20 protein-coding genes are annotated in these 17,938 nt (G+C 47.0%); 5 read left to right on the plus strand and 15 right to left on the minus strand.

Annotated elements, in window-relative coordinates; translation table 11 throughout:
* Positions 1-7: 7 nt before the first annotated feature.
* From JSU04_03535 to JSU04_03590, 12 genes are all read right to left on the minus strand, one after another.
* Entirely contained in the window at positions 8-1,309 is a 1,302-nt protein-coding gene (locus JSU04_03535; protein ID MBS1969348.1) for an FtsX-like permease family protein, read from the minus strand.
* A complete protein-coding gene (locus tag JSU04_03540) occupies positions 1,306-1,989 on the minus strand; it encodes an ABC transporter ATP-binding protein (protein MBS1969349.1) in 684 nt (227 codons plus the stop codon). The genes JSU04_03535 and JSU04_03540 overlap by 4 nt, the downstream gene beginning before the upstream one ends.
* A gap of 8 nt (positions 1,990-1,997) precedes the next feature.
* A complete protein-coding gene (locus JSU04_03545) occupies positions 1,998-2,225 on the minus strand; it encodes an acyl carrier protein (GenBank protein ID MBS1969350.1) in 228 nt (75 codons plus the stop codon).
* Positions 2,226-2,234: 9 nt separating this feature from the next.
* Positions 2,235-2,807: a ferritin-like domain-containing protein gene (locus JSU04_03550; GenBank protein ID MBS1969351.1), complete on the minus strand. Its 573-nt coding sequence runs from the start codon at positions 2,805-2,807 to the stop codon at positions 2,235-2,237.
* Complete coding sequence (locus tag JSU04_03555; protein MBS1969352.1) at positions 2,807-3,898, minus strand: SDR family oxidoreductase; 1,092 nt, start codon at positions 3,896-3,898, stop codon at positions 2,807-2,809. The genes JSU04_03550 and JSU04_03555 overlap by 1 nt, the downstream gene beginning before the upstream one ends.
* Positions 3,891-4,763: a hypothetical protein gene (locus JSU04_03560; protein MBS1969353.1), complete on the minus strand. Its 873-nt coding sequence runs from the start codon at positions 4,761-4,763 to the stop codon at positions 3,891-3,893. Before JSU04_03560 ends, JSU04_03555 begins: the two co-directional genes overlap by 8 nt.
* Positions 4,760-5,014, minus strand: a complete 255-nt coding sequence (locus JSU04_03565) for a hypothetical protein (protein MBS1969354.1) — start codon at positions 5,012-5,014, stop codon at positions 4,760-4,762. Before JSU04_03565 ends, JSU04_03560 begins: the two co-directional genes overlap by 4 nt.
* On the minus strand, positions 5,011-5,874 hold the full coding sequence (locus JSU04_03570; GenBank protein ID MBS1969355.1) for a diiron oxygenase: 864 nt from the start codon (positions 5,872-5,874) through the stop codon (positions 5,011-5,013). Before JSU04_03570 ends, JSU04_03565 begins: the two co-directional genes overlap by 4 nt.
* A gap of 1 nt (position 5,875) precedes the next feature.
* A complete protein-coding gene (locus tag JSU04_03575; GenBank protein MBS1969356.1) occupies positions 5,876-6,826 on the minus strand; it encodes a hypothetical protein in 951 nt (316 codons plus the stop codon).
* 2 nt (positions 6,827-6,828) lie between these two features.
* On the minus strand, positions 6,829-7,392 hold the full coding sequence (locus JSU04_03580; protein ID MBS1969357.1) for an isoprenylcysteine carboxylmethyltransferase family protein: 564 nt from the start codon (positions 7,390-7,392) through the stop codon (positions 6,829-6,831).
* Positions 7,389-9,041, minus strand: a complete 1,653-nt coding sequence (locus JSU04_03585; protein MBS1969358.1) for an AMP-binding protein — start codon at positions 9,039-9,041, stop codon at positions 7,389-7,391. The genes JSU04_03580 and JSU04_03585 overlap by 4 nt, the downstream gene beginning before the upstream one ends.
* Positions 9,042-9,113: 72 nt before the next feature.
* Positions 9,114-10,283 carry an MFS transporter gene (locus JSU04_03590; protein MBS1969359.1) on the minus strand — a complete coding sequence of 390 codons (1,170 nt, stop codon included), beginning with the start codon at positions 10,281-10,283 and terminating at the stop codon, positions 9,114-9,116.
* A 199-nt stretch (positions 10,284-10,482) separates the two neighbouring features.
* Here JSU04_03590 and JSU04_03595 point away from each other — a divergent pair, with 199 nt between their 5' ends.
* Positions 10,483-11,433: a hypothetical protein gene (locus JSU04_03595; protein ID MBS1969360.1), complete on the plus strand. Its 951-nt coding sequence runs from the start codon at positions 10,483-10,485 to the stop codon at positions 11,431-11,433.
* On the opposite strand, the gene JSU04_03600 is transcribed toward JSU04_03595, so the two are convergent.
* Positions 11,434-11,646, minus strand: coding sequence for a hypothetical protein (locus JSU04_03600; GenBank protein ID MBS1969361.1), 213 nt, complete (start codon positions 11,644-11,646; stop codon positions 11,434-11,436). It abuts the gene before it with no gap.
* Positions 11,647-11,985: 339 nt separating this feature from the next.
* Here JSU04_03600 and rnk point away from each other — a divergent pair, with 339 nt between their 5' ends.
* Together rnk and JSU04_03610 are read left to right on the plus strand one after the other, a co-directional pair.
* Positions 11,986-12,390, plus strand: a complete 405-nt coding sequence (gene rnk / locus JSU04_03605) for a nucleoside diphosphate kinase regulator (protein MBS1969362.1) — start codon at positions 11,986-11,988, stop codon at positions 12,388-12,390.
* Between the two features lie 287 nt (positions 12,391-12,677).
* A complete protein-coding gene (locus JSU04_03610) occupies positions 12,678-13,625 on the plus strand; it encodes a hypothetical protein (GenBank protein MBS1969363.1) in 948 nt (315 codons plus the stop codon).
* On the opposite strand, the gene JSU04_03615 is transcribed toward JSU04_03610, so the two are convergent.
* Together JSU04_03615 and aspS are read right to left on the minus strand one after the other, a co-directional pair.
* On the minus strand, positions 13,622-14,920 hold the full coding sequence (locus JSU04_03615; GenBank protein ID MBS1969364.1) for an NAD(P)/FAD-dependent oxidoreductase: 1,299 nt from the start codon (positions 14,918-14,920) through the stop codon (positions 13,622-13,624). The two genes, JSU04_03610 and JSU04_03615, sit on opposite strands and share 4 nt — an antisense overlap.
* Positions 14,921-15,038: 118 nt before the next feature.
* Positions 15,039-16,340 carry an aspartate--tRNA(Asn) ligase gene (gene aspS / locus JSU04_03620; protein ID MBS1969365.1) on the minus strand — a complete coding sequence of 434 codons (1,302 nt, stop codon included), beginning with the start codon at positions 16,338-16,340 and terminating at the stop codon, positions 15,039-15,041.
* A 229-nt stretch (positions 16,341-16,569) separates the two neighbouring features.
* Here aspS and JSU04_03625 point away from each other — a divergent pair, with 229 nt between their 5' ends.
* The gene (locus JSU04_03625) at positions 16,570-17,451 is read left to right on the plus strand and encodes a pirin family protein (protein ID MBS1969366.1); all 882 of its coding nucleotides are present in this window, start codon (positions 16,570-16,572) and stop codon (positions 17,449-17,451) included.
* A gap of 11 nt (positions 17,452-17,462) precedes the next feature.
* Complete coding sequence (locus tag JSU04_03630) at positions 17,463-17,936, plus strand: SgcJ/EcaC family oxidoreductase (protein ID MBS1969367.1); 474 nt, start codon at positions 17,463-17,465, stop codon at positions 17,934-17,936.
* Positions 17,937-17,938: the final 2 nt, after the last annotated feature.

Raw genomic sequence — 17,938 nt, forward strand, 5'->3', positions numbered from 1 at the left:
ACTCTCACTAGTTTGCCTGTTGTAAAAGGTGAATAATCGGCTTGTTAACAAGTTTCTTGGAAACAACGTATGCACAAATAAGACAAATAATCATAATCGGAATCGCCAAGATGAAACAGAACCAAGTATCCGGATTCATCATAAACTGCATGTCGCCGGCGATGCCTGGGGGGTCGAAACGGATATTCATTGAATTCATCACTAGGGCTATTGCCTGCGCCAGAATGTAACCGAAAACCAAACTGATTGCTGTTAGGAACAGACTCTCGAGTGTGAATAGCCAGGCTGTCTGTGCATTTGTGAATCCAATCGCGCGCAAAGTTCCGATTTCGCGAACACGCTCAAGAATTCCGATGGTCATGGAGTTCACGATCGAAAGGGCGACGGCACTAAAAATCAAGAAGATAAAAAAGCCGGCCATGATATAAAGAAACCCGAGCGTTCCCACGTAAAAGAGACCTATTGAATCATCGTCAAAAGGAACTGTCTGGAAGTCAAAACCCGCAGCATCGATCTTTGTTTGGATCTTTTTCTGAACACTGCTGACGCTGGCTTCAGGATTCAAGTAGATCGCCAGGTAAGTTGCGCCGTCTGTTGCATAAAGGTTCTGCAGCACACTGAGTGGCGCAATGAGGCTCGTGTCTTCGGCCATCATCATACCGGTAGTATGTTTAAAACCTAAGTTCGCGTTGACGGCATTCAGATCGCCATCAAAAGTTCGGCCCGCAAGCTGAACATCTCTTTCAGCAACGGATAGATCCGTGAAAGGAGCTTTGCGGCCGATCAATGTTCCTAGCTGCTTTGTTACAGAGATCGTTTCAGCAAGTGGTCCTTCGGCATCCTTGATTGAGGGCTCTTTTGAAGACGGCACCAATTCAGGAGTCCAACGAACGACTTGTGGATGCGTTTGAATACGCTTTTCATCAGCCGGTGTAATGCCATAGGCAACAAAAGGAACGGATTTATTTCCATTGCTGAGAAGACCCATCCCTTGAAGAACTGGGACTGTGAATTCAACCGCGGGTTCTTGTGCTGTGATATCGCGGATTTTCTGGATATCATCGGCACTCAGGTGGAACTTGCGAGGATTATTGTAGAAGCCGTCCACTCCGCCTTTTTTATAAATGGCGATGTGACCCGTATGATTCACGTACACAGAGCTTGTGCGCATGAAGTGCTCTACGTAGATGATGTAACCGCCTAAGAGGCAAAGACCTGTAAAGCCCGCGATGATCGCAATCCCGGTTGAAAAGCTGCGACGCTTGTTCTTCCAGAGATTGCGAAGGGCCATTTTACTAAACAACGTCATTCTGTGATCACTCCGTCTTGAATGCGGATGATACGGCCGACGCGATCAATAAGCTTTTCATCATGTGAGCAGAACAAGAAAGTAATGTGCTTCTTTTGATTGAGGTCCAAAAGAAGGTCGATGATCTTATGGCTTGTTTTGGAATCTAAGTTCGCGGTCGGTTCATCGGCAAGAACCAATGTCGGATGAGTGACAAGGGCCCGAGCAATCGCCACGCGCTGGCGCTGACCACCTGAGAGTTTGTCCGGCGGGTAGTGGGCAAACTGCTCAAGCTCGACATCTTTGAGGGCCGCAAGAACGCGGTTTTTTCTTTCTTCAGCGCTGACCTCAGGCTGAATCACCAGTGGCAGTTCGATGTTTTCATAAACATTGAGAACTGGAATCAAATTGAAGGATTGAAAGATAAAACCGATCTTGTGATTTCTGAGGGAGCTTTTTTGCACTTCGTCCAAGTGAGTGATGTCTTGGCCGTCGAAAATGATTTGTCCGTTATCAGGTGAATCGATGCAACCGACGAGATTGAGAAGAGTACTTTTACCTGAACCTGATTTTCCGATGAGAGCTGTGAACTCACCTTTTTTGATCGAGAGATTCAGACCGCGCAATGCTGGGACGGTCGTCTCGCCCAGGTGATAAGTCTTAACAACGTTCTTTAAGGCGAGAATTTCATTTGCTTGCATTGAGGTCCCTAAGTTTTGCTATTCATGACCGAGATCAGATCCCCCACTGTTTTCACCGGGATCAAATCCTCTTGGTTTAATCTAATATTAAAAGTGTTCTGGAGATCGATGACCATGTCAATGAGGATGAAAGAGTCGATAACCAGTTCTTGAAGGACTGCGTTGTCAGTGATCTTCTCTGAAGGAACACTCAAAATCTGGCTAATGCGAGTTTTAATCTTATTATTATCTAACATGGTTCTACCTTAGTCCTTCTTAAATTTTAAAATACCAGCAATGCGCTCTTCATGCTCTTTCACTGTCTTCTGATAGACTTCTTTGTCCGCATCGTAGAAGCGTTTGAGCGTTTTATCGATGTGTTCTTTGCCGTATTCGCCCTCCATGTTTTTCAGAGCTTGTGTCACCCATTCGATGTGCCACTTTTCATCTTCAACAATGAGGTCGAGTGTCTTTTTAATCTCAGGATTTAAGTCCTGAGCCTGACGGTGAAGAGCATACTGCCCAATCACGCGTTTTTCAAAGATCAACGTGATGCCCAAAACTTCCATGATATTCGCCGGCATTCCCGCAGCAGAAATATACTGGTCCTGATAAGCGGTATCGAGTTTGATAGGTTCGTGTCCAAGGGTTTGCAAACAACGAGTCCAGAACCAAGAGTGCTGGGATTCATCGGCAAAATGTTTCGTGAGATCCGTTTGAATCGGACCTGGAGGCAATGATTTGGCGAGGCGGCCGAAAAAGAGGGCACCCGAAATTTCACTCGTGCGGTAAAAGCTCAGAAGCCATCTTTCATTCTCTGTTAAAGGCTGGATTTTCATTAGGCGCCTCCTTTAGTGAATTTTGTTTGAGCAAGGTGCTGGCAAGTTTTTCGAACGATATCTTCCATGGCTGCCGTCTTGTAACCTGGGAGCAAAGACTGAAGTGCTTGGTTAGAAACTTCTTTTTTCACGAAGAGCTGGCGGCCAAACGGAGAAATACTCGCGAGACCCTGATTCAAAACGCTGCCGCCGAAACCTTTCATATTTGTCACGAGCGTATCAAAAGATTTCTCGTCAGCAAAAAGAGGTTTGAGCAAGCGCCTTGATTTAAACATCTCATCTTTGTTGAATTCTTCAAAAGCAATATCAATAAATCGACCGAGTGGAATACTCGCGGCTTGGTCATAACAGACGTGATAGATTTTCTGACTCTGACCTTTGTTCACGACGGCGGCTAAAGACTTCGCAGTGAATTCGCCGTCCACAAGGTGAATCGGTGTCTCAGCGCGGCCTGGAAGCAAAGAAATCAAGCCATAGTAGAAAAGTTTGAGAGTGTTGTGAATGGCGTTGTGCTGAATCACAGTGCCGCTATCGCCATCAGCAATGATCGTAGCGACGCGAGCGATTCTCCACGGGAGGTTTGTGAATTGAGTGCGAATGGCCTCTTCGACTTCCCATTTTGAGCGTTCGTAGTGATTGGCAAAAACAGGAGAGCTAAAGAATTCTTCTTTGATCGGACCCGCTGCCATACCTGAAGCATAGAGAGTGCTCACATAAGTGAAGGTTCCTAGTTTCGGTAATTCAGAGGCAAACTTTAATAGCGCCAAAGAGCCATCGCGGTTCACAGAGTTCGCGGTGGCTTCATCAACGTTAAACGCGGTTTTTGCGGCGTTGTGGATAATGATGTTGATATCGTTGCGTTGAGCTTGCAGGTTTTCCACGAGATTTGTTAAATCACTATGGACTATTTCAACGCGCGCGTGCTGAGCCGTAGGCACATCTTTCAAAAGATCTGCTTTGCGCTTTTCAAGTTCCTCTGCGGAACCTGCACGCACAGGCACTAAAAGAGTTTCCGAGCGCTCAGTGAGAAGCTGCTCGAGGAGTTTTTTGCCGATGTAACCGGTTGCGCCGGTCAGAAGAATCTTAGCCATTTTGGATCTCCTTCATCGGCCAGTGAGCGGGATTCGTCCCGTAACGGCTGACAATGGCAAAGAGCCATCTTTCTAAACCGAAAGCGATGCAAGCACTAGTTGCTGTTTCGCCTTGGTATTTGATGTTAAAACTTTCGCCAAAGTAATCTTTATGGAAATTGGTCGAGCCAATCGAGAGGTCTTTATTAAAGATCATTTCGTGTTTCACAGGATCCAGTTGTTGCATGATGAACTTTGGATTGCTCTCGGGATTAAAGAAAGGATCCGTGGCGACTTCCCAAGAAATGCCGAGATCGAGTTTGGCGAGTGTCTCAGTCACGATATCACGGTACTTCTTTACGAAGCTGCGAACGTGATCTTGGGGACCGATGCAAACGATTTCACGCATGTTGAAAGACCACTGACGTTGCAAAGGTTTATAATAAAGTTCACGACGAAAGCAATTTGCACGTGTTGTCAGGTGTAAAGGCTCCTGCAGATCCTGATTTTGGAAGTGGATATAGAAATGATAACAAGCGGCCGGCGTTAAACAGTCGCAGACCTTGTCGATTTCAGTAAGATGGACTTTGCCGTCGCTAAAACGGGGGCCTTCAGTGAACTTTTCCAGGTTCTTGGCATCGTTCTGATCCAAAGCCACCGGGAAAGTAATCAAATGAGGGAATGATTTAAAGTAATCAAGCTTATTGAGTTCTGCCGCTTGAATGAAAGGTGGGAAATAAAATTCACGAGCCTGGGCCGTCGCTGCAATTCTTAAAAACATCGCATCAAGAGCTTTAAAGAGCTCAAAAATAGATCCGCTCAGATTCGATTGTCCGTTTGGAATCCATTTATAGCCAGGAATCTCAGTGAATTTGATTTCACTCATGTTGTACTCCCAAAGAAGGAAGCATAAATACTGTCAATTGTGTTGAAAGCACCTGGTTTAATCGCTTTGAGATTGAATTTCGAGCCTTTGATTTTTTCGACTTCCAAAATTAACTCCATCACGTGGAGTGAGCTCAAAATGCGGGTCTCCAAAAGGTGTGTATCAAAGGCAAGTTCTGCTTCTGTTACTTTCTTAGACTTTTTCAAAACCCATTGGCGGAGTGTTTCTTTGACTTCTTGTTCTGTTTTCATAACTCGAAAATCTCCTCGATAATGCCACATTTTTTTAGATAATTGAGACTTGCGCGGGAAGCGCGCGCACGGTGTTCGCGGGCTTTGTCGCTTTCAAATACGCGCGAAGCCAAGTCGTAAGCGTCTTCAATCCCGGCATCTACGTAGATGTCGGGATTGTAGTATTCACGCCAAGTTGTCACATAGTAACCACGAATATAGTCGCGAATGCCTTGCAGAGTTTCCGCGGGCCACTGCGGAGAGAATGTTTTAAATAGGTCATTCAAAATCACACGGCCAAATGCCAAGTGACGAACTTCATCTTCGTGGTGATTGGCGTTGATATCGCGAGAAAGCTGCATCACGCGCTCGTCTCGAGCTGTCGTCACGTTGTAATAGTCCACGATCTCTTCGAAAACGAAGACTTTAATGAAAAATAAAAACTCTTCTTCGCCAGGTGCATATTCACGTGGAAAAACAATTTTGCGATCTGGATAGATCTTGCCTGCGTACTTTTCACAGAAAGTACCGAAGAAGTACATGTGTTTGTTTTCTTCATCGATAAAGTGATGGATATAATCCGTCACATCTTGGTTTTCACTCTCGTACAAACGACGAGTTAGACCTTCAAGCAAGGACTTTTCACCATGAACATTCAGACTAAAGAAATTCACTTCTTCAAAGAAGCTGAGTTTTTTCTTTTGCTCTTCGTTGAGAGCTTCCCATTCAGGTGTGCCATAGATGGAGATGAGCTCGGGGCTCAGAAACCAGTTGTTCTTCTCAAGCTGCTCAGGGAATTGAATATGGGTAAAAGGATTGTAGAATCCCTTAATGGATTGAGCAGTCAGCTTTTTAGCAACTTGTGAGATATCGTGGCTCATACTACACCTTCTCTAAGATGACGGCCTGCCAGTTCAAACCAAAGCCTGCCATGAAGAGCAGCAACTTCTGGCCTGGTTTTACAAGCTTGTCTTCTTCGATTTTAACCAAGTTCACAATGTTATCTGAACTGATGATGTGGCCGACTTCCTGAATAGATTTGAAGTAAACCTTTTCAAACTCAGTTCCCAAAAGGCGGGATAAAATCACCCATGCATTCACGTTGGTGTTTTGTGGGATAATCCAGTCGATATCTTCGATTTTAAGACCGGACTTTTCAAAAAGCTCCGTAAGCAGTCTATGAGTATAACTGAAATAGCTGCCGACAGTTTCGTCGTCGTTCGCTTGCGCCAAAGCACCGTTCGTCAACGCATGTGTTGCAATCAAGCGATAGCCTTTTTCTTCGTCGCTCACGACACATGCAGCAGCGCCGTCAGAAATCACATTATAAGCCTGTTCGTAAGAAGCGCCTTCTGGAAAGCGATCTGCTGTGACGCAGAGGATTTTCTTTTGCTCTGGCTCTGACAAGATCAAAGCACGGGCAAGGCGCAAAGATCCAAGCATGCTCGTGCAAGCTTGCTGGTTCAGCCCAATTACTGCCGCACTTTCAAGACCGAAATCGGCTTGCAAGTGGCTTGCTGGATAGTCCATGAGGTATTTCACATCACGGCTTTCTTTAAACTTATTAAAAGATCCAATATTGCCATTCAAAGGCAGGCATGTCGCATAGACAATCGAGTTCACGTTGATCAGCGCATTTTTAATTTGTGAAACTGCGCCCACGGCCAAGTCATAGGCATTCTGCGAAGGCGAGCTCATGCGGTGAAACACGAAGCCCGCTTCGACAAATTGCTGGTAGTCTGTAAGAAGACGGCCGGCCTTAGACGATTCTTCAATCGACACTCTCTGGTCACCCAGGAAATAAGCCAAGTCGTGAACGAAAACGGATTTCATTATTAAGCTCCGATTTTAGGAAAGAAGCGACCCGTCGTTTTCATATAGTTTTGGTACTCAGAACCAAAGGCCGAGTTTGACAAGTTATTTTCTTCTCGAGCCGCCGTGCGGTTCAAGATCACGATACACCAAACCATACCCAAGAATGTAATCCAGTGAGGCATCATGATGATTGAAGCCAACTGTGCTGTGATGAAAGAGCTATAGAACGGATGGCGGATGTACTTGTAAGCACCCCAAGTTACGATGTTTGCTGGCGCATCGTTATTTTGGTGCCAAAGTGCGAGGGGGATACGGTGAGTACCCATTGTGTAAGAGATCATACCGATGGAGAAGGAGCTTAGGATCACAACGGCGATTTCGCCGGCAAGGGGAAGTGACCAGTAGGTTTCGAGATTGATCACGCCGACCTGTTGCAAGAAGATCACGATCGCATTTAAGAACAAAGGACCCGCCGTCATCCACCACATCAAATTATAGCGGCCGTCTTTTTTAAAGAAAATGCGCGGAAGAATGCCGATATAAGCGAAATTCACGAGGAGTAAAGTGACGAGAGTCATGTTCATACAGTGATCCTTTGTTTTAATAGGAGTTCTTTAACTAAATTCTTTTTAACTTTTAATGTTGTTGTTTTAGGAAGCGGTTCGGTCAGGAAGATGAATTTCGAAGGACGCTTGTAATAACTTAGTTGCATAGTCGCTTGGTGCAGTGATTTTTGAATTTGTTCTTGAAGTATAGCATCCGCGGGATTGACGACAACAACCGCAGTCACGATTTCTGTTCCTTTTGTAGCGCCCTGACTTGATTTCATCCCGAGGACACAGATCTCCTGGACGTTCGGGATTTCGCGCAGGCTTTCTTCGACTTCTTCTGGAGCAACTTTTTTACCGCTGCCAAGGACGATCAAGTCCTTGTTGCGTCCTTTGATAGTAATAAAACCGTCGGAATCAATTTCGCCAACATCACCGGTGTTAAACCAGCCGTCGGCTGAAATACAGGCCGCTGTTGCCTCAGGATTTTTAAAGTATCCTTGCATCACGATAGGGCCGCGAACCAAGATCTCTTGAGTTTCAGGGTGCAGCTTCACTTCGATTCCCTCAAGGGCTTTACCAATACTGCCGGGTTTTTTAACTCCCGGCGAGCTGCACGAAATGACCGGAGCTGTCTCAGTCATGCCATAACCTTCAAAGACTGAAACGCCAATGAGGTCGAAAAATTTTCCCACTTTTAAATCGAGCGCCGAGGCGCCGGAGATGATTTGATGAAGTTCGCCGCCGAATTTTTTATGGAGAGGATAAAACAGGATGCGACGAATGGATTTGCTTGGAATAAAACGCGCCAAACGCAGCGTTGAATAGAACCAAATCCGTTTTAAGGCTGAAGTGCGGATTTCGCTTTCAATGCCTTTTTTCAGTGTGCGCAAGAAGAGGGGTACAACCAGCAAATCGCGAATTTTATTTTCTTTAAAGAATGAAATAATCTGATGTGGGATCAAGGAGTTCGCGTAATACACGCTGCCACCACGGCTAAACGGCAACAAAAATCCGCCGGTGATCTCAAACATGTGGTGAAGAGGTAAAATGGACAGCAAGCGGAAGTCTTTCTTGGTGCTGAACAACTCACCTGCGAGGTCGACTTGGAAATGGACGCTTTTGAAAGTTAACATTACAGCTTTAGGCTGGCTTGTTGTGCCAGAAGTAAAAGCCATCAGGAAGGTTTCATCAGGAGGGCGCGAAAGGGATGTGAGATCCGCTGTAACAGCGAGATCTTCGGTCATGACGTCGTTGATATTAAGCAGGCGAAGTTCTTGCGCGGAGTTTTGCACAAGCTTTTCCCCAATAGCACGAGTCTCATCATTCATGCAGAGGACGAATTTAGCTTCAGAGAATTCAGAAATAAATTTTTGATCAGCAAGGCTTAATCGGATATCCACAGGCACAATAATGCCGCCAGCAAGTGGGATCCCAAAAAATCCGACAGAGTACTCAGGGCGAGATTTTGCCAGAATCAGAACGCGGTCACTTTTTTCAAGGCCCAAAGAGACCAGCTTTTGTGCGAGTTTCTCCGCATGATGACAAACATCACTGTAGGTCAGTGGAACCCACGTGTGATTTTCAGCAGTGCCTTGGCGGCCGAAGAATGCTGGACGTGAAGCGTATCGTTCTGAGACGCTTTTTAAGAAGCTATAAATGTCTGTTTGCTCCGGCTTTGCCATGACTTAGGTGTTTGCAAAGCCGGTTCCAGCTCTTTGGTGCCAAAACGGCAGTATGAGAGTAGAACTCGCGTTCTAGCCGTTCGCTGTTGATCGGCTAGACAGGTGTGGGCGCTTCTTGTCCTTGTTCCCGAGGAAATAGGCGAACGCACTCACACCGACAAATAACAGGCTTGAAATACAAACACCATCCCATTGAGCCACTTGCCAAGCATAACTTGCAGCCCAAGAGCCGGCGGCTCCGCCCATGAAGTAAGCGAACATGTAAGCAGTGTTCAAACGGCTGCGAGCCTCTGGAATCAGAGAGAAAACACGGCTCTGATTTGAAACGTGTGCGCCTTGCAATCCCACATCCATGAGTAAAATACCAACGCCCAGAGCAATCAGCGAATGACCACCCCACAGCCAGTAAATAACAAAGGCCACCGCACAGAGCAGAATACCGACGCCGATGGCAACCCGTGGACTTTTCTTATCAGCAAAACGTCCCACCACAGGAGCTGCCAAAGCACCTAATGCACCCAACACACCAAAGAGCCCCACAGTGCGAGGGCCCAATTGAAACGCCGGAGATTCCATGAGGTAAATCAGCGTGGCCCAGAATCCGCTAAATGCGCCAAACAGTGTAGAGCCCAAGAGCATGGATTCTCGCAAAATCGGCTGCTCTTTAACGAGTTGAAATACTGAGCGCAGCAAATGAAGATAGCTGCCATTGAAAGTCGGCTCACTTTTCGGCAAAACGGCACGCAAGACAAAAGCGACAATGAACAAAACCACAGCGGCGGAAGAGAACATGACCCTCCAACCGAAGGCTTCACCGATAAATCCCGCAACCGTGCGAGCAAGAAGAATTCCTAATAATAGGCCACTCATGACCATGCCGACGACTTGCCCGCGTTTTGCCGGCGGAGCCATGTGAGCGGCAAAAGGAATGATGAACTGAGGAGTGAGAGTGGTCACTCCGACAGCAAAACTCATGAGGATGGCAGCGGATGCGTTCTGTGAGAAGGCCATACCCAAAAGAGAGAACGCGGAGATAATGGTCGAAATAAAAATCAAACGGCGGCGTTCGACTTGATCGCCGAGCGGAATCAAAAAGAGCATTCCCACGGCGTACCCGAATTGGGTTAAGGTCGGGATGAGTCCCATTTGTTGGGGTGTAGCGCCGAAGGTGTCTTGCATTTGATGTAGGAGCGGTTGGCAGTAGTAGATGTTTCCTACACAAAGCCCAGTGGCAATTGTCATAGACCACAAAACAAATCGAGACAGAGACAGAGGGTGAGATTGAGAGAGGGAGTTTGTCATGGCCTATAACTAAACCTTCGCTCGGCTGAAGGCAAGTGATCTCGGCCATTTTGTCACTTCTATCCTAAGTCCAGATTCATTGACCCAAACATATCTTAGTTCAAAAAACGTTTATAATAAAAATTGATAGGAGAAGTGGATGAAAATGCTCGTTTTCATTTTGAGTTCTTTGGTGTTTGCAACACATGTGTTAGCGGCACAAGAGGAAGTGCTTTTTAGCTGCAAAGGCGGCAAAACCACGAGCGGAGTGGTTCCTATCTACAAAGTGGAGTCTTTACGGAGCGGACGCTGGGTTTCGACAGTCGAAGCTGAAGGTGTTATGAGTGAAGGCGATGTTCCTTACGATGTAATCACCCTCAGTAATCAATCGAAAAAAGACAATGGCTGTGTGGTGACACTTGATCAAAAAATCAATGGCAAGCCACGTACGCTCAATTTGGTTTATGCAGATAAAGAACTGACTCTGAAGGATAAGACTGCTTCGAACTTTGGCAATGCTCCCTGCAGAATCATTAGTAAGAATCTACGTAAACAGCTTAATGACTGCCAAATCAAAGACAAAGAAGAAGTTTCACAAGGCATGCTTTGCCGTTCGGATAATTCGGATGATACCGAAATCCATATCCGCATCGATTCTAATAAAGATGTGTCTTACACCGAGCGCACAGTTTATCAGGTCTATCAAGGCAAGGCTTCAAAGCTGGGAACGAGATCGTCTGAGATCACATCCAACTTAGTCAGCGATGGGAATGAGTGTGTTGTTACTGTGACGGAATCTAAAGAAAGCGCTGATAGGCAACTCAGATTGGTGATTCGCCTTAAGAAGCCGTTCGCCGATGCCGCTTTAGGACGAGTCGAGGTTTCAAAAATTACGGCTAAGACTGATGATGGAAAAACAGAGACCGTGACGATGCCGGATCAGTTTAAAAATATGAAGTGTGAGTTTATGGGAGATCTTGCTGCGAAGATCTCTGAGTGCAAGGTCGATACCCTTGCGGCAACGGACGAGGCGACTCCGACAGAGGCGAAGAAGCCTGCAGTGAAGCCGGCTTCACCGAAGCCAGCTACGAACCAAAAAGCAGCCCAATAATTAAGACCAACGGCATTTCAAACGTGGGACCAGTGGTGGGTTTTTCGAGATACGGAAGGACTTGCACTGATCCGTCATTTGCAAACCAACGTTCTCAGCCTTCGTCAGGATCAATTCGCCCTGAGAGTCCAAAACGCGTGTGTTGTCCTGTACTGAGTACGCAGACGTTGCGAGAAGAGTGCAGATAAACAAAGTTGCAGTGTATTTAAGCATTTGAGTCCTCACCTGTTACATACTGGATGTATAGTATATCGGCAATTTATGCCGAGACTAAAGTCCCTTTTGAAAACTTCTTATACGAAAATTTAAACATTCCCGGGCGTATCAGCCTGAGATCTTCTTTCTTAAAATGAGACTCGAATCACTTACGAAAGGGTTAGTCTTGTGGTACAGTAGCTTATGCTTTTTGAACTTGTGTTTACAAAATCATATATTTCACATACTCGTCTTCTAGACCGGGTGACAGTCTCTATTTCTTAAGTCGGCTCTTAAGCGGCCGACGCATTTATTTTTTCTTACAATTTAGTTTTTTTAAACAACCAGGAGGTCTCTATGGCTACGGGTGAATCCATCCTAGTAACGGAACAAGATTTTGAACGTTTAGCATTATTAATTCTGCATTCTCACGGTCCGAATGCGGCGGCGCTCGAGGAAGAACTCGGCCGCGCCGAGGTGGTGAGTCAGAAAGAAATTCCCGGTGACGTGGTGACTATGAACTCCATCGTGACATTTGTGGCCAAGGATACCGGCAGGGAATCAGAAATTAAGCTGGTGTTCCCTAAGGACGCGGATGTGACAAAAGGTCACGTTTCTGTGCTAGCGCCTGTGGGGATTGCGCTGATTGGATTACGAGTGGGGCAGAGCATTGATTGGCCTATGCCGAACGGACAATCGCGTCAGCTGACGGTCACGGGAATTAAGTATCAGCCAGAAGCTTCCGGGGATTGGGAGCTCTAAAAACCATCCATAAGAATTTCTTATGGATGGTTAAAAATCAATCAATTGGCCAGCCGGGCGAAGATCTTGATATTTGTTTTTTCAGGTTCTCCTCTTCGCCCGCACCAGTTGATGGTGGGCGCCACTAAAATCAAGCGCAGATCGCGCATTCTCACATCCCACCATAAAATCCCACCTTCGGAGAACTCCGCGCGTGCGGAACTTACGTCTGAACTTCTGTCTAGATTCAGAGCGGAGCACACCTCCTGCGAGAATTCCAGCTATACTGGAGGCAGGAGAATGCACCAATGAAAATTGCCTTTTTAGCTTTTGGTTTTCTATTGTCTGCGAGCAGCGCTTTTGCTGTGAAAGAAGAAGTTTTATTTACCTGCGAAGGTGGCAAAAACAAGGCGGGCTATACTAACACGTTTACTGTAATGTCGACCCAAAGCGGAAAATGGAAAACGATTTTCTCTTTAGAGGGATATGCAAAGGCAGAAGCACCGGCGCAAGCATTGGAAATCACAAAAACCGAAGCGTCTGACACGGGATGTGTATTAAGTCTTGAGCAAACTGTTGAAGGCAAAGATGAAGACACCAAGATGCCGATGAAACTTGTCTATGAGGATCAGGATCTGACCTTGAAAGGGAAAAAAGGCTCCGCATTCGCCAACGCTTCTTGCAAAATTCTCAGTAAAAAAATGCGTAAGCAGCTGAATGACTGCGAAGTAAAAAGTAAACCTGAGGTATCGCAAGGTATTTTCTGCCGTTCAGAAAAAGTCGACGAGACCGAAAATCATATCCGTATCGATATGAATTCGGACTTCACTTATGGTGAACGTGCCATTTATCAGGTCTTTAAAGACAAGACGACGGATCTTGGCACCCGTGGTGTGAACGTGATTTCGCGCGTGGCCGAGGGCGGTGACCAGTGCAACGTTGAAATCAGCGAGATGCATCCGACGGATAACCAGAAATTGAATTTAACGATCAAATTAAAGAAACCGTTTGGCTCTGGCGATATCAAGGGCCGAGTCGGCGTATCAAAGCTTGTCTATGATAAAGAGAACCTCACGATGCCAGATCAGTTTAAAAATATGAAGTGTGAGTTCTCGCGAGATTTCTATGAGAAAATCAAAGCGTGCGACATTGATACGACCGTTCAAGGGACGAATGACGAAAAGCTGCGTGGCTACAAAGCAGATTTGCCTGATGCCACGAAGAAAAGTGGAAAATCGAATAAAGGCCAGAACTAGGTCTTAAGTTTCCAGTCTTTTTCCGTTATCAGCCGTGAGCCGCGTTTTGAAAACAGATAGTTCCATGCCCATTGGGTCAGAACAGAAACGCGGTTCTTAAAATCAATCAAATAGAAAATGTGCACAAAGAGCCACGCAAGCCATGCGAGGTAGCCGGTCATCTTGAGGTGGCCGGATAAGGCAATCGCGCGACGTTTGCCGATGGTTGCCATCTGACCTTTATCAAAATATACGAATTCTTTGCGCGGGTGACTTGCAAGGTCGCCGAGAATGGCTTCTGCCACAAAGTGGCCGGCCTGGATTGCCACAGGGGCAAGCCCCGGCAGCATTTTTCCAGGAGCATATTCAAAAGCGGCCATGTCACCGATGATGAAAACCTCGGGGTGGTCTTTCAGAGAAAAGTCTTTACCGACAAGCACGCGGCCGGCACGGTCTTTTTCGACGGGCGGAGTGAATTCCATTTTCGCGGCTTGAACGCCGGCGGCCCAGAACACACTGGTTGCAGGAATGAACTCGTTGCCGATCTGAACGCCTTCGCTACTGATATTTTCAACGCGAGCGCCGGTTCTGACTTCTACGCCGAGCTTTTGCAAATCTCGGACAGCGCGACTTGAGAGATCCTCGGGGAAAGAGGCCAGAGCCCGTGGCCCGGCTTCGACTAAAATCACCCGGGCTGTTTTCGGGTCGATACGGCGGAAGTCTTTCACCAAGACGGTGCGGCTGATGTCAGCAATGGCTCCGGCGAGTTCGACTCCAGTCGGTCCCGCACCGACAACCACAAATGTGAGAAGGCTTTTGGTCGCGGCAATATCCAGCGCATTCTCTGCTTGCTCAAAAGCCGAAAGAATACGGCGGCGGATCTCGGTGGCCTGCTCCAATGTTTTGAGTCCTGGAGCAAAGTCTTCCCAGTCATTGCGGCCGAAGTAACTATGTTGAGCACCACAAGCTAAGACAAGATAGTCATAGGCCATCTCGACGGGTTCATCATTCACGGTACTGAACACAGATTTCTTGTCAAGGTTCACACCGGTGATGCGACCGAGATGGACTTCGATATTGGATGTATTTGGAAACTGCGCTCGGATCGGAACCGCGATATCTGCGGGATTTAGTCCGGCAGTGGCAACTTGATATAAGAGTGGCTGAAACAAATGATGATTGCGTTGATCGATGAGAAGAACGTGAAGTCCCTTTTGAGCAGCAAGTTTCTTTGCGGTGTTAAGACCGGCAAAGCCGCCGCCGACAACGATGACGATTTTCTTCCCATTGAGTTTCTCAGGATGGACAAATTGCATAGAATCCTCCGGGCGAATGTGCACAGAATGATCCTGTTCGTCTCATTTGGCAATCACTTGCATTGATCGGTTCAAAGAAGAAAGGGGGAAAAGAGGTCTTTTCCCCCTTAGTGTGTCTTTAAGGCGTCAGTCGGTTTCTGTCGCGCGGGTAGAGTGTCGCTTCACGCACGTTTGTAAGTCCTAGGATCTGCGCGGTGAGACGTTCAGCTCCAATCGCAAATCCGCCATGCGGGGGCATGCCGAGTTCAAACATACGCAAATGGCTTTCAAAGGAAGCCACTTCCATTCGGCGCTGCTTGATGGCGGCCTCGAGTTCACTGCGGCGGTGTAATCTTTGACCACCAGTAGTAATTTCAAGGCCACGATAGAGTAAGTCGAAGCTTTGCGCCGCGCCCGAAGTGCCACGCGGAGCTGTATAGAACGGCCGCGCAGAGAGCGGAAACCCTAGAACAAAAACCGCAGGCACGCCAAACTCTTTTTCTGCAAGAGCGCAAAGCTGCCGTTCAGCCTCACCATCTAAATCGTCGACAAGGTCTGTTCTGCCAAACGCTTGTTTCAATCTTTCAAGGCACTCGCCGAATTCCCACACCGGAGCGTTCTCGAGACTGATCAGCGGCTTTTGCTGAAAAGCTTCGAGGGTTGCTTGGTGTTCAGAGTTCAAACGCTCAAACATAAAGTTGAGTAAATCGCGCTCAAGTTCGATAATCTCTTCGGGGCCTTGAATGAACCCCATCTCGACGTCGAGGGAGTAGTACTCCGTTAAGTGCCGGCTCGTTGCGTGGGGCTCGGCCCGGTAAACGTGACCTGTCTCAAACACGCGCTCAAATCCAGCGACTCCTTGCTCTTTATAAAACTGCGGACTCTGCGCAAGGTACGCCACTTTATCAAAATACTTCATCTGAAAAAGGTTCGCTCCGCCCTCAGTTCCTCCAGCAACGATTTTCGATGTTACGATCTCGGTGAAATGATTCTTCCGCAAATACTCGCGAAAGAGTTCGATCACAGATGCCTGCAACTTAAAAATGCCGCCGGACTTTTCACTGCGTAAAACCAGCGGACGATTTTCGATTTGTAGCTCCGAAGAAATCTTCTCGACCTGCGATGAAGAGTTAAATGGCAGCTGCACGAGTGAAGACTCGCTGATTTTTCGAATGGAAGTCACGTGCAGTTCAAAACCAGATTGAGAACGTGGGTCCAAATTCACATGGCCATTAATTTCAACGCAATCATCCAGTCTGAGATGCAGATCATTATTATCCAAATTCGTCGGCATCACACACTGCAGGATTCCGGTGCAGTCTTTCACAACAATAAACGTGGTTTGCGCTAATACGCGGAGATAATAAATCCATCCGCAAATAGAAATGGTTTGTCCCTGTACCGGCGTTATCTCGCCGATAAAACTTCGCCCTTGATGCACTTGGCACCTCCTATGGTGGGTCTTCATTTATTTGTGTCTTTGATACTGGAGCCCAAGACTCGTGTGGGCGGTGCCATCCAGCTTCCGGGAAATCCGGCGCTTTTGATTCGTACTGTCGTGTGCGTAGAGTTGTCATCCTCATCGACGAGTTGCAGCCAGAATAATGGAAAGCCTGTTATTTGTCTTATCAATTGTTTTTATGAGGGGGATAAGCAATTATGACTGTCATATGGAAGACATTATTATTCACGGACGTGAAAGAGATTTAGGTGGTTTTTTAGTTCATCGTTCACTGCCCAGCGCCCAGCGACGCTTCTGTGGGCCTTTTGTTTTCTTAGATCACATGGGGCCGATGGAAGTAACAGAAGAGCGCCAGATGAATGTGCGCCCTCACCCACACATTGGTCTTGCAACGGTGACCTACCTTTTTGATGGTCGCGGCTATCATCGCGATAGCATCGGTTCAAAGCAAATGATTACTCCGGGTGATCTGAATTGGATGACAGCGGGACGCGGGATCGTTCATTCAGAAAGAACTCCAAAAGAAGATCAGGTCGCTCATCCACACAAGTGGATGCACGGAGTGCAAATCTGGGTGGGTTTGCCGGTGGAGCATGAAGAATGTGAGCCGACGTTTGCGCACTGGCCGAGTGATAAAATGCCACGTTTGAAATTTGGAAAGAATATTAACGCGAAAGTCATGATTGGCGAGCACGGTGAGGCAAAGTCTCCGGTGAAGTGCCTGTCACGCACGTTATTTATGGATATTCCGTGCGAACAAGCGGGTCACGACAAATGGTCTTTCAATGAACAAGAATTAGGCCTGTTTTTAGTAAATGGTTCTGCAACGATCAACGGTCATGAGCTTAAGGGCGATGATTTGATTCTGGTGGCTGATCCGAAAAATATTGATATCCAGTACGCCGAGAACACACGCATTCTCGCGATCGGCGGAGAGCCATTCCCGGAGCCGCGCCATATCTGGTGGAATTTCGTATCTTCAAGCAAAGAACGTATTCATCAAGCCGCTGCCGCTTGGAAGGACCAAACCTTCGGGCACGTTGAAGGCGAAGTCGACTTTATTCCACTGCCAAATGATAAACTGCCTTAGGAGATCACCTCATGACGACAAAGTTTGCTGACGAAGAAAAAGTTTTAAATCTTTATAAAGAGTTGCTGAATCAGTGGAATGAAAAGCAAGGCCAAGGCATGGCAAATCTTTTTACTGACGATGGTAGCATGGTGGGTTTTGACGGCAGTCAGGTGAATACATTGAAAGATATCGAAGCGCACCTCACTCCGATCTTTGCTCAGTATCCGACAGCGCGTTTTATCCACATTGTTCGTGAAGTTCGCCAGCTGGCTGCCGACACGGCGATGGTTCGTGCTAATGTGGGTATGGTTCCGCGTGGGTACTCTGATATCAATCCTGCGGTGAATGCCGTGCAAACAATGATCGCGGTGAAAAAAGGTGGGGATTGGAAAGTGGCGATGTTCCAAAATACGCCTGCGGCTTATCACGGGCGCCCGGAAGAAGCTGAGAAGCTGACTACAGAGCTGCGTGCCGTTCTTGATAAGCAGATTCATACGAACTAGGA

Source organism: Bdellovibrionales bacterium (assembly GCA_018266295.1).
In the GTDB taxonomy this organism is placed as follows: domain Bacteria; phylum Bdellovibrionota; class Bdellovibrionia; order Bdellovibrionales; family Bdellovibrionaceae; genus JACMRP01.

Bases quoted from the DNA above. Each gene is read 5' to 3' on its own strand.
- JSU04_03535 (MBS1969348.1), bottom strand. From the start codon at position 1,309: ATGACGTTGTTTAGTAAAATGGCCCTTCGCAATCTCTGGAAGAACAAG.
- JSU04_03540 (MBS1969349.1), bottom strand. From the start codon at position 1,989: ATGCAAGCAAATGAAATTCTCGCCTTAAAGAACGTTGTTAAGACTTAT.
- JSU04_03545 (MBS1969350.1), bottom strand. From the start codon at position 2,225: ATGTTAGATAATAATAAGATTAAAACTCGCATTAGCCAGATTTTGAGT.
- JSU04_03550 (MBS1969351.1), bottom strand. From the start codon at position 2,807: ATGAAAATCCAGCCTTTAACAGAGAATGAAAGATGGCTTCTGAGCTTT.
- JSU04_03555 (MBS1969352.1), bottom strand. From the start codon at position 3,898: ATGGCTAAGATTCTTCTGACCGGCGCAACCGGTTACATCGGCAAAAAA.
- JSU04_03560 (MBS1969353.1), bottom strand. From the start codon at position 4,763: ATGAGTGAAATCAAATTCACTGAGATTCCTGGCTATAAATGGATTCCA.
- JSU04_03565 (MBS1969354.1), bottom strand. From the start codon at position 5,014: ATGAAAACAGAACAAGAAGTCAAAGAAACACTCCGCCAATGGGTTTTG.
- JSU04_03570 (MBS1969355.1), bottom strand. From the start codon at position 5,874: ATGAGCCACGATATCTCACAAGTTGCTAAAAAGCTGACTGCTCAATCC.
- JSU04_03575 (MBS1969356.1), bottom strand. From the start codon at position 6,826: ATGAAATCCGTTTTCGTTCACGACTTGGCTTATTTCCTGGGTGACCAG.
- JSU04_03580 (MBS1969357.1), bottom strand. From the start codon at position 7,392: ATGAACATGACTCTCGTCACTTTACTCCTCGTGAATTTCGCTTATATC.
- JSU04_03585 (MBS1969358.1), bottom strand. From the start codon at position 9,041: ATGGCAAAGCCGGAGCAAACAGACATTTATAGCTTCTTAAAAAGCGTC.
- JSU04_03590 (MBS1969359.1), bottom strand. From the start codon at position 10,283: ATGACAATTGCCACTGGGCTTTGTGTAGGAAACATCTACTACTGCCAA.
- JSU04_03595 (MBS1969360.1), top strand. From the start codon at position 10,483: ATGAAAATGCTCGTTTTCATTTTGAGTTCTTTGGTGTTTGCAACACAT.
- JSU04_03600 (MBS1969361.1), bottom strand. From the start codon at position 11,646: ATGCTTAAATACACTGCAACTTTGTTTATCTGCACTCTTCTCGCAACG.
- rnk (MBS1969362.1), top strand. From the start codon at position 11,986: ATGGCTACGGGTGAATCCATCCTAGTAACGGAACAAGATTTTGAACGT.
- JSU04_03610 (MBS1969363.1), top strand. From the start codon at position 12,678: ATGAAAATTGCCTTTTTAGCTTTTGGTTTTCTATTGTCTGCGAGCAGC.
- JSU04_03615 (MBS1969364.1), bottom strand. From the start codon at position 14,920: ATGCAATTTGTCCATCCTGAGAAACTCAATGGGAAGAAAATCGTCATC.
- JSU04_03625 (MBS1969366.1), top strand. From the start codon at position 16,570: ATGGAAGACATTATTATTCACGGACGTGAAAGAGATTTAGGTGGTTTT.
- JSU04_03630 (MBS1969367.1), top strand. From the start codon at position 17,463: ATGACGACAAAGTTTGCTGACGAAGAAAAAGTTTTAAATCTTTATAAA.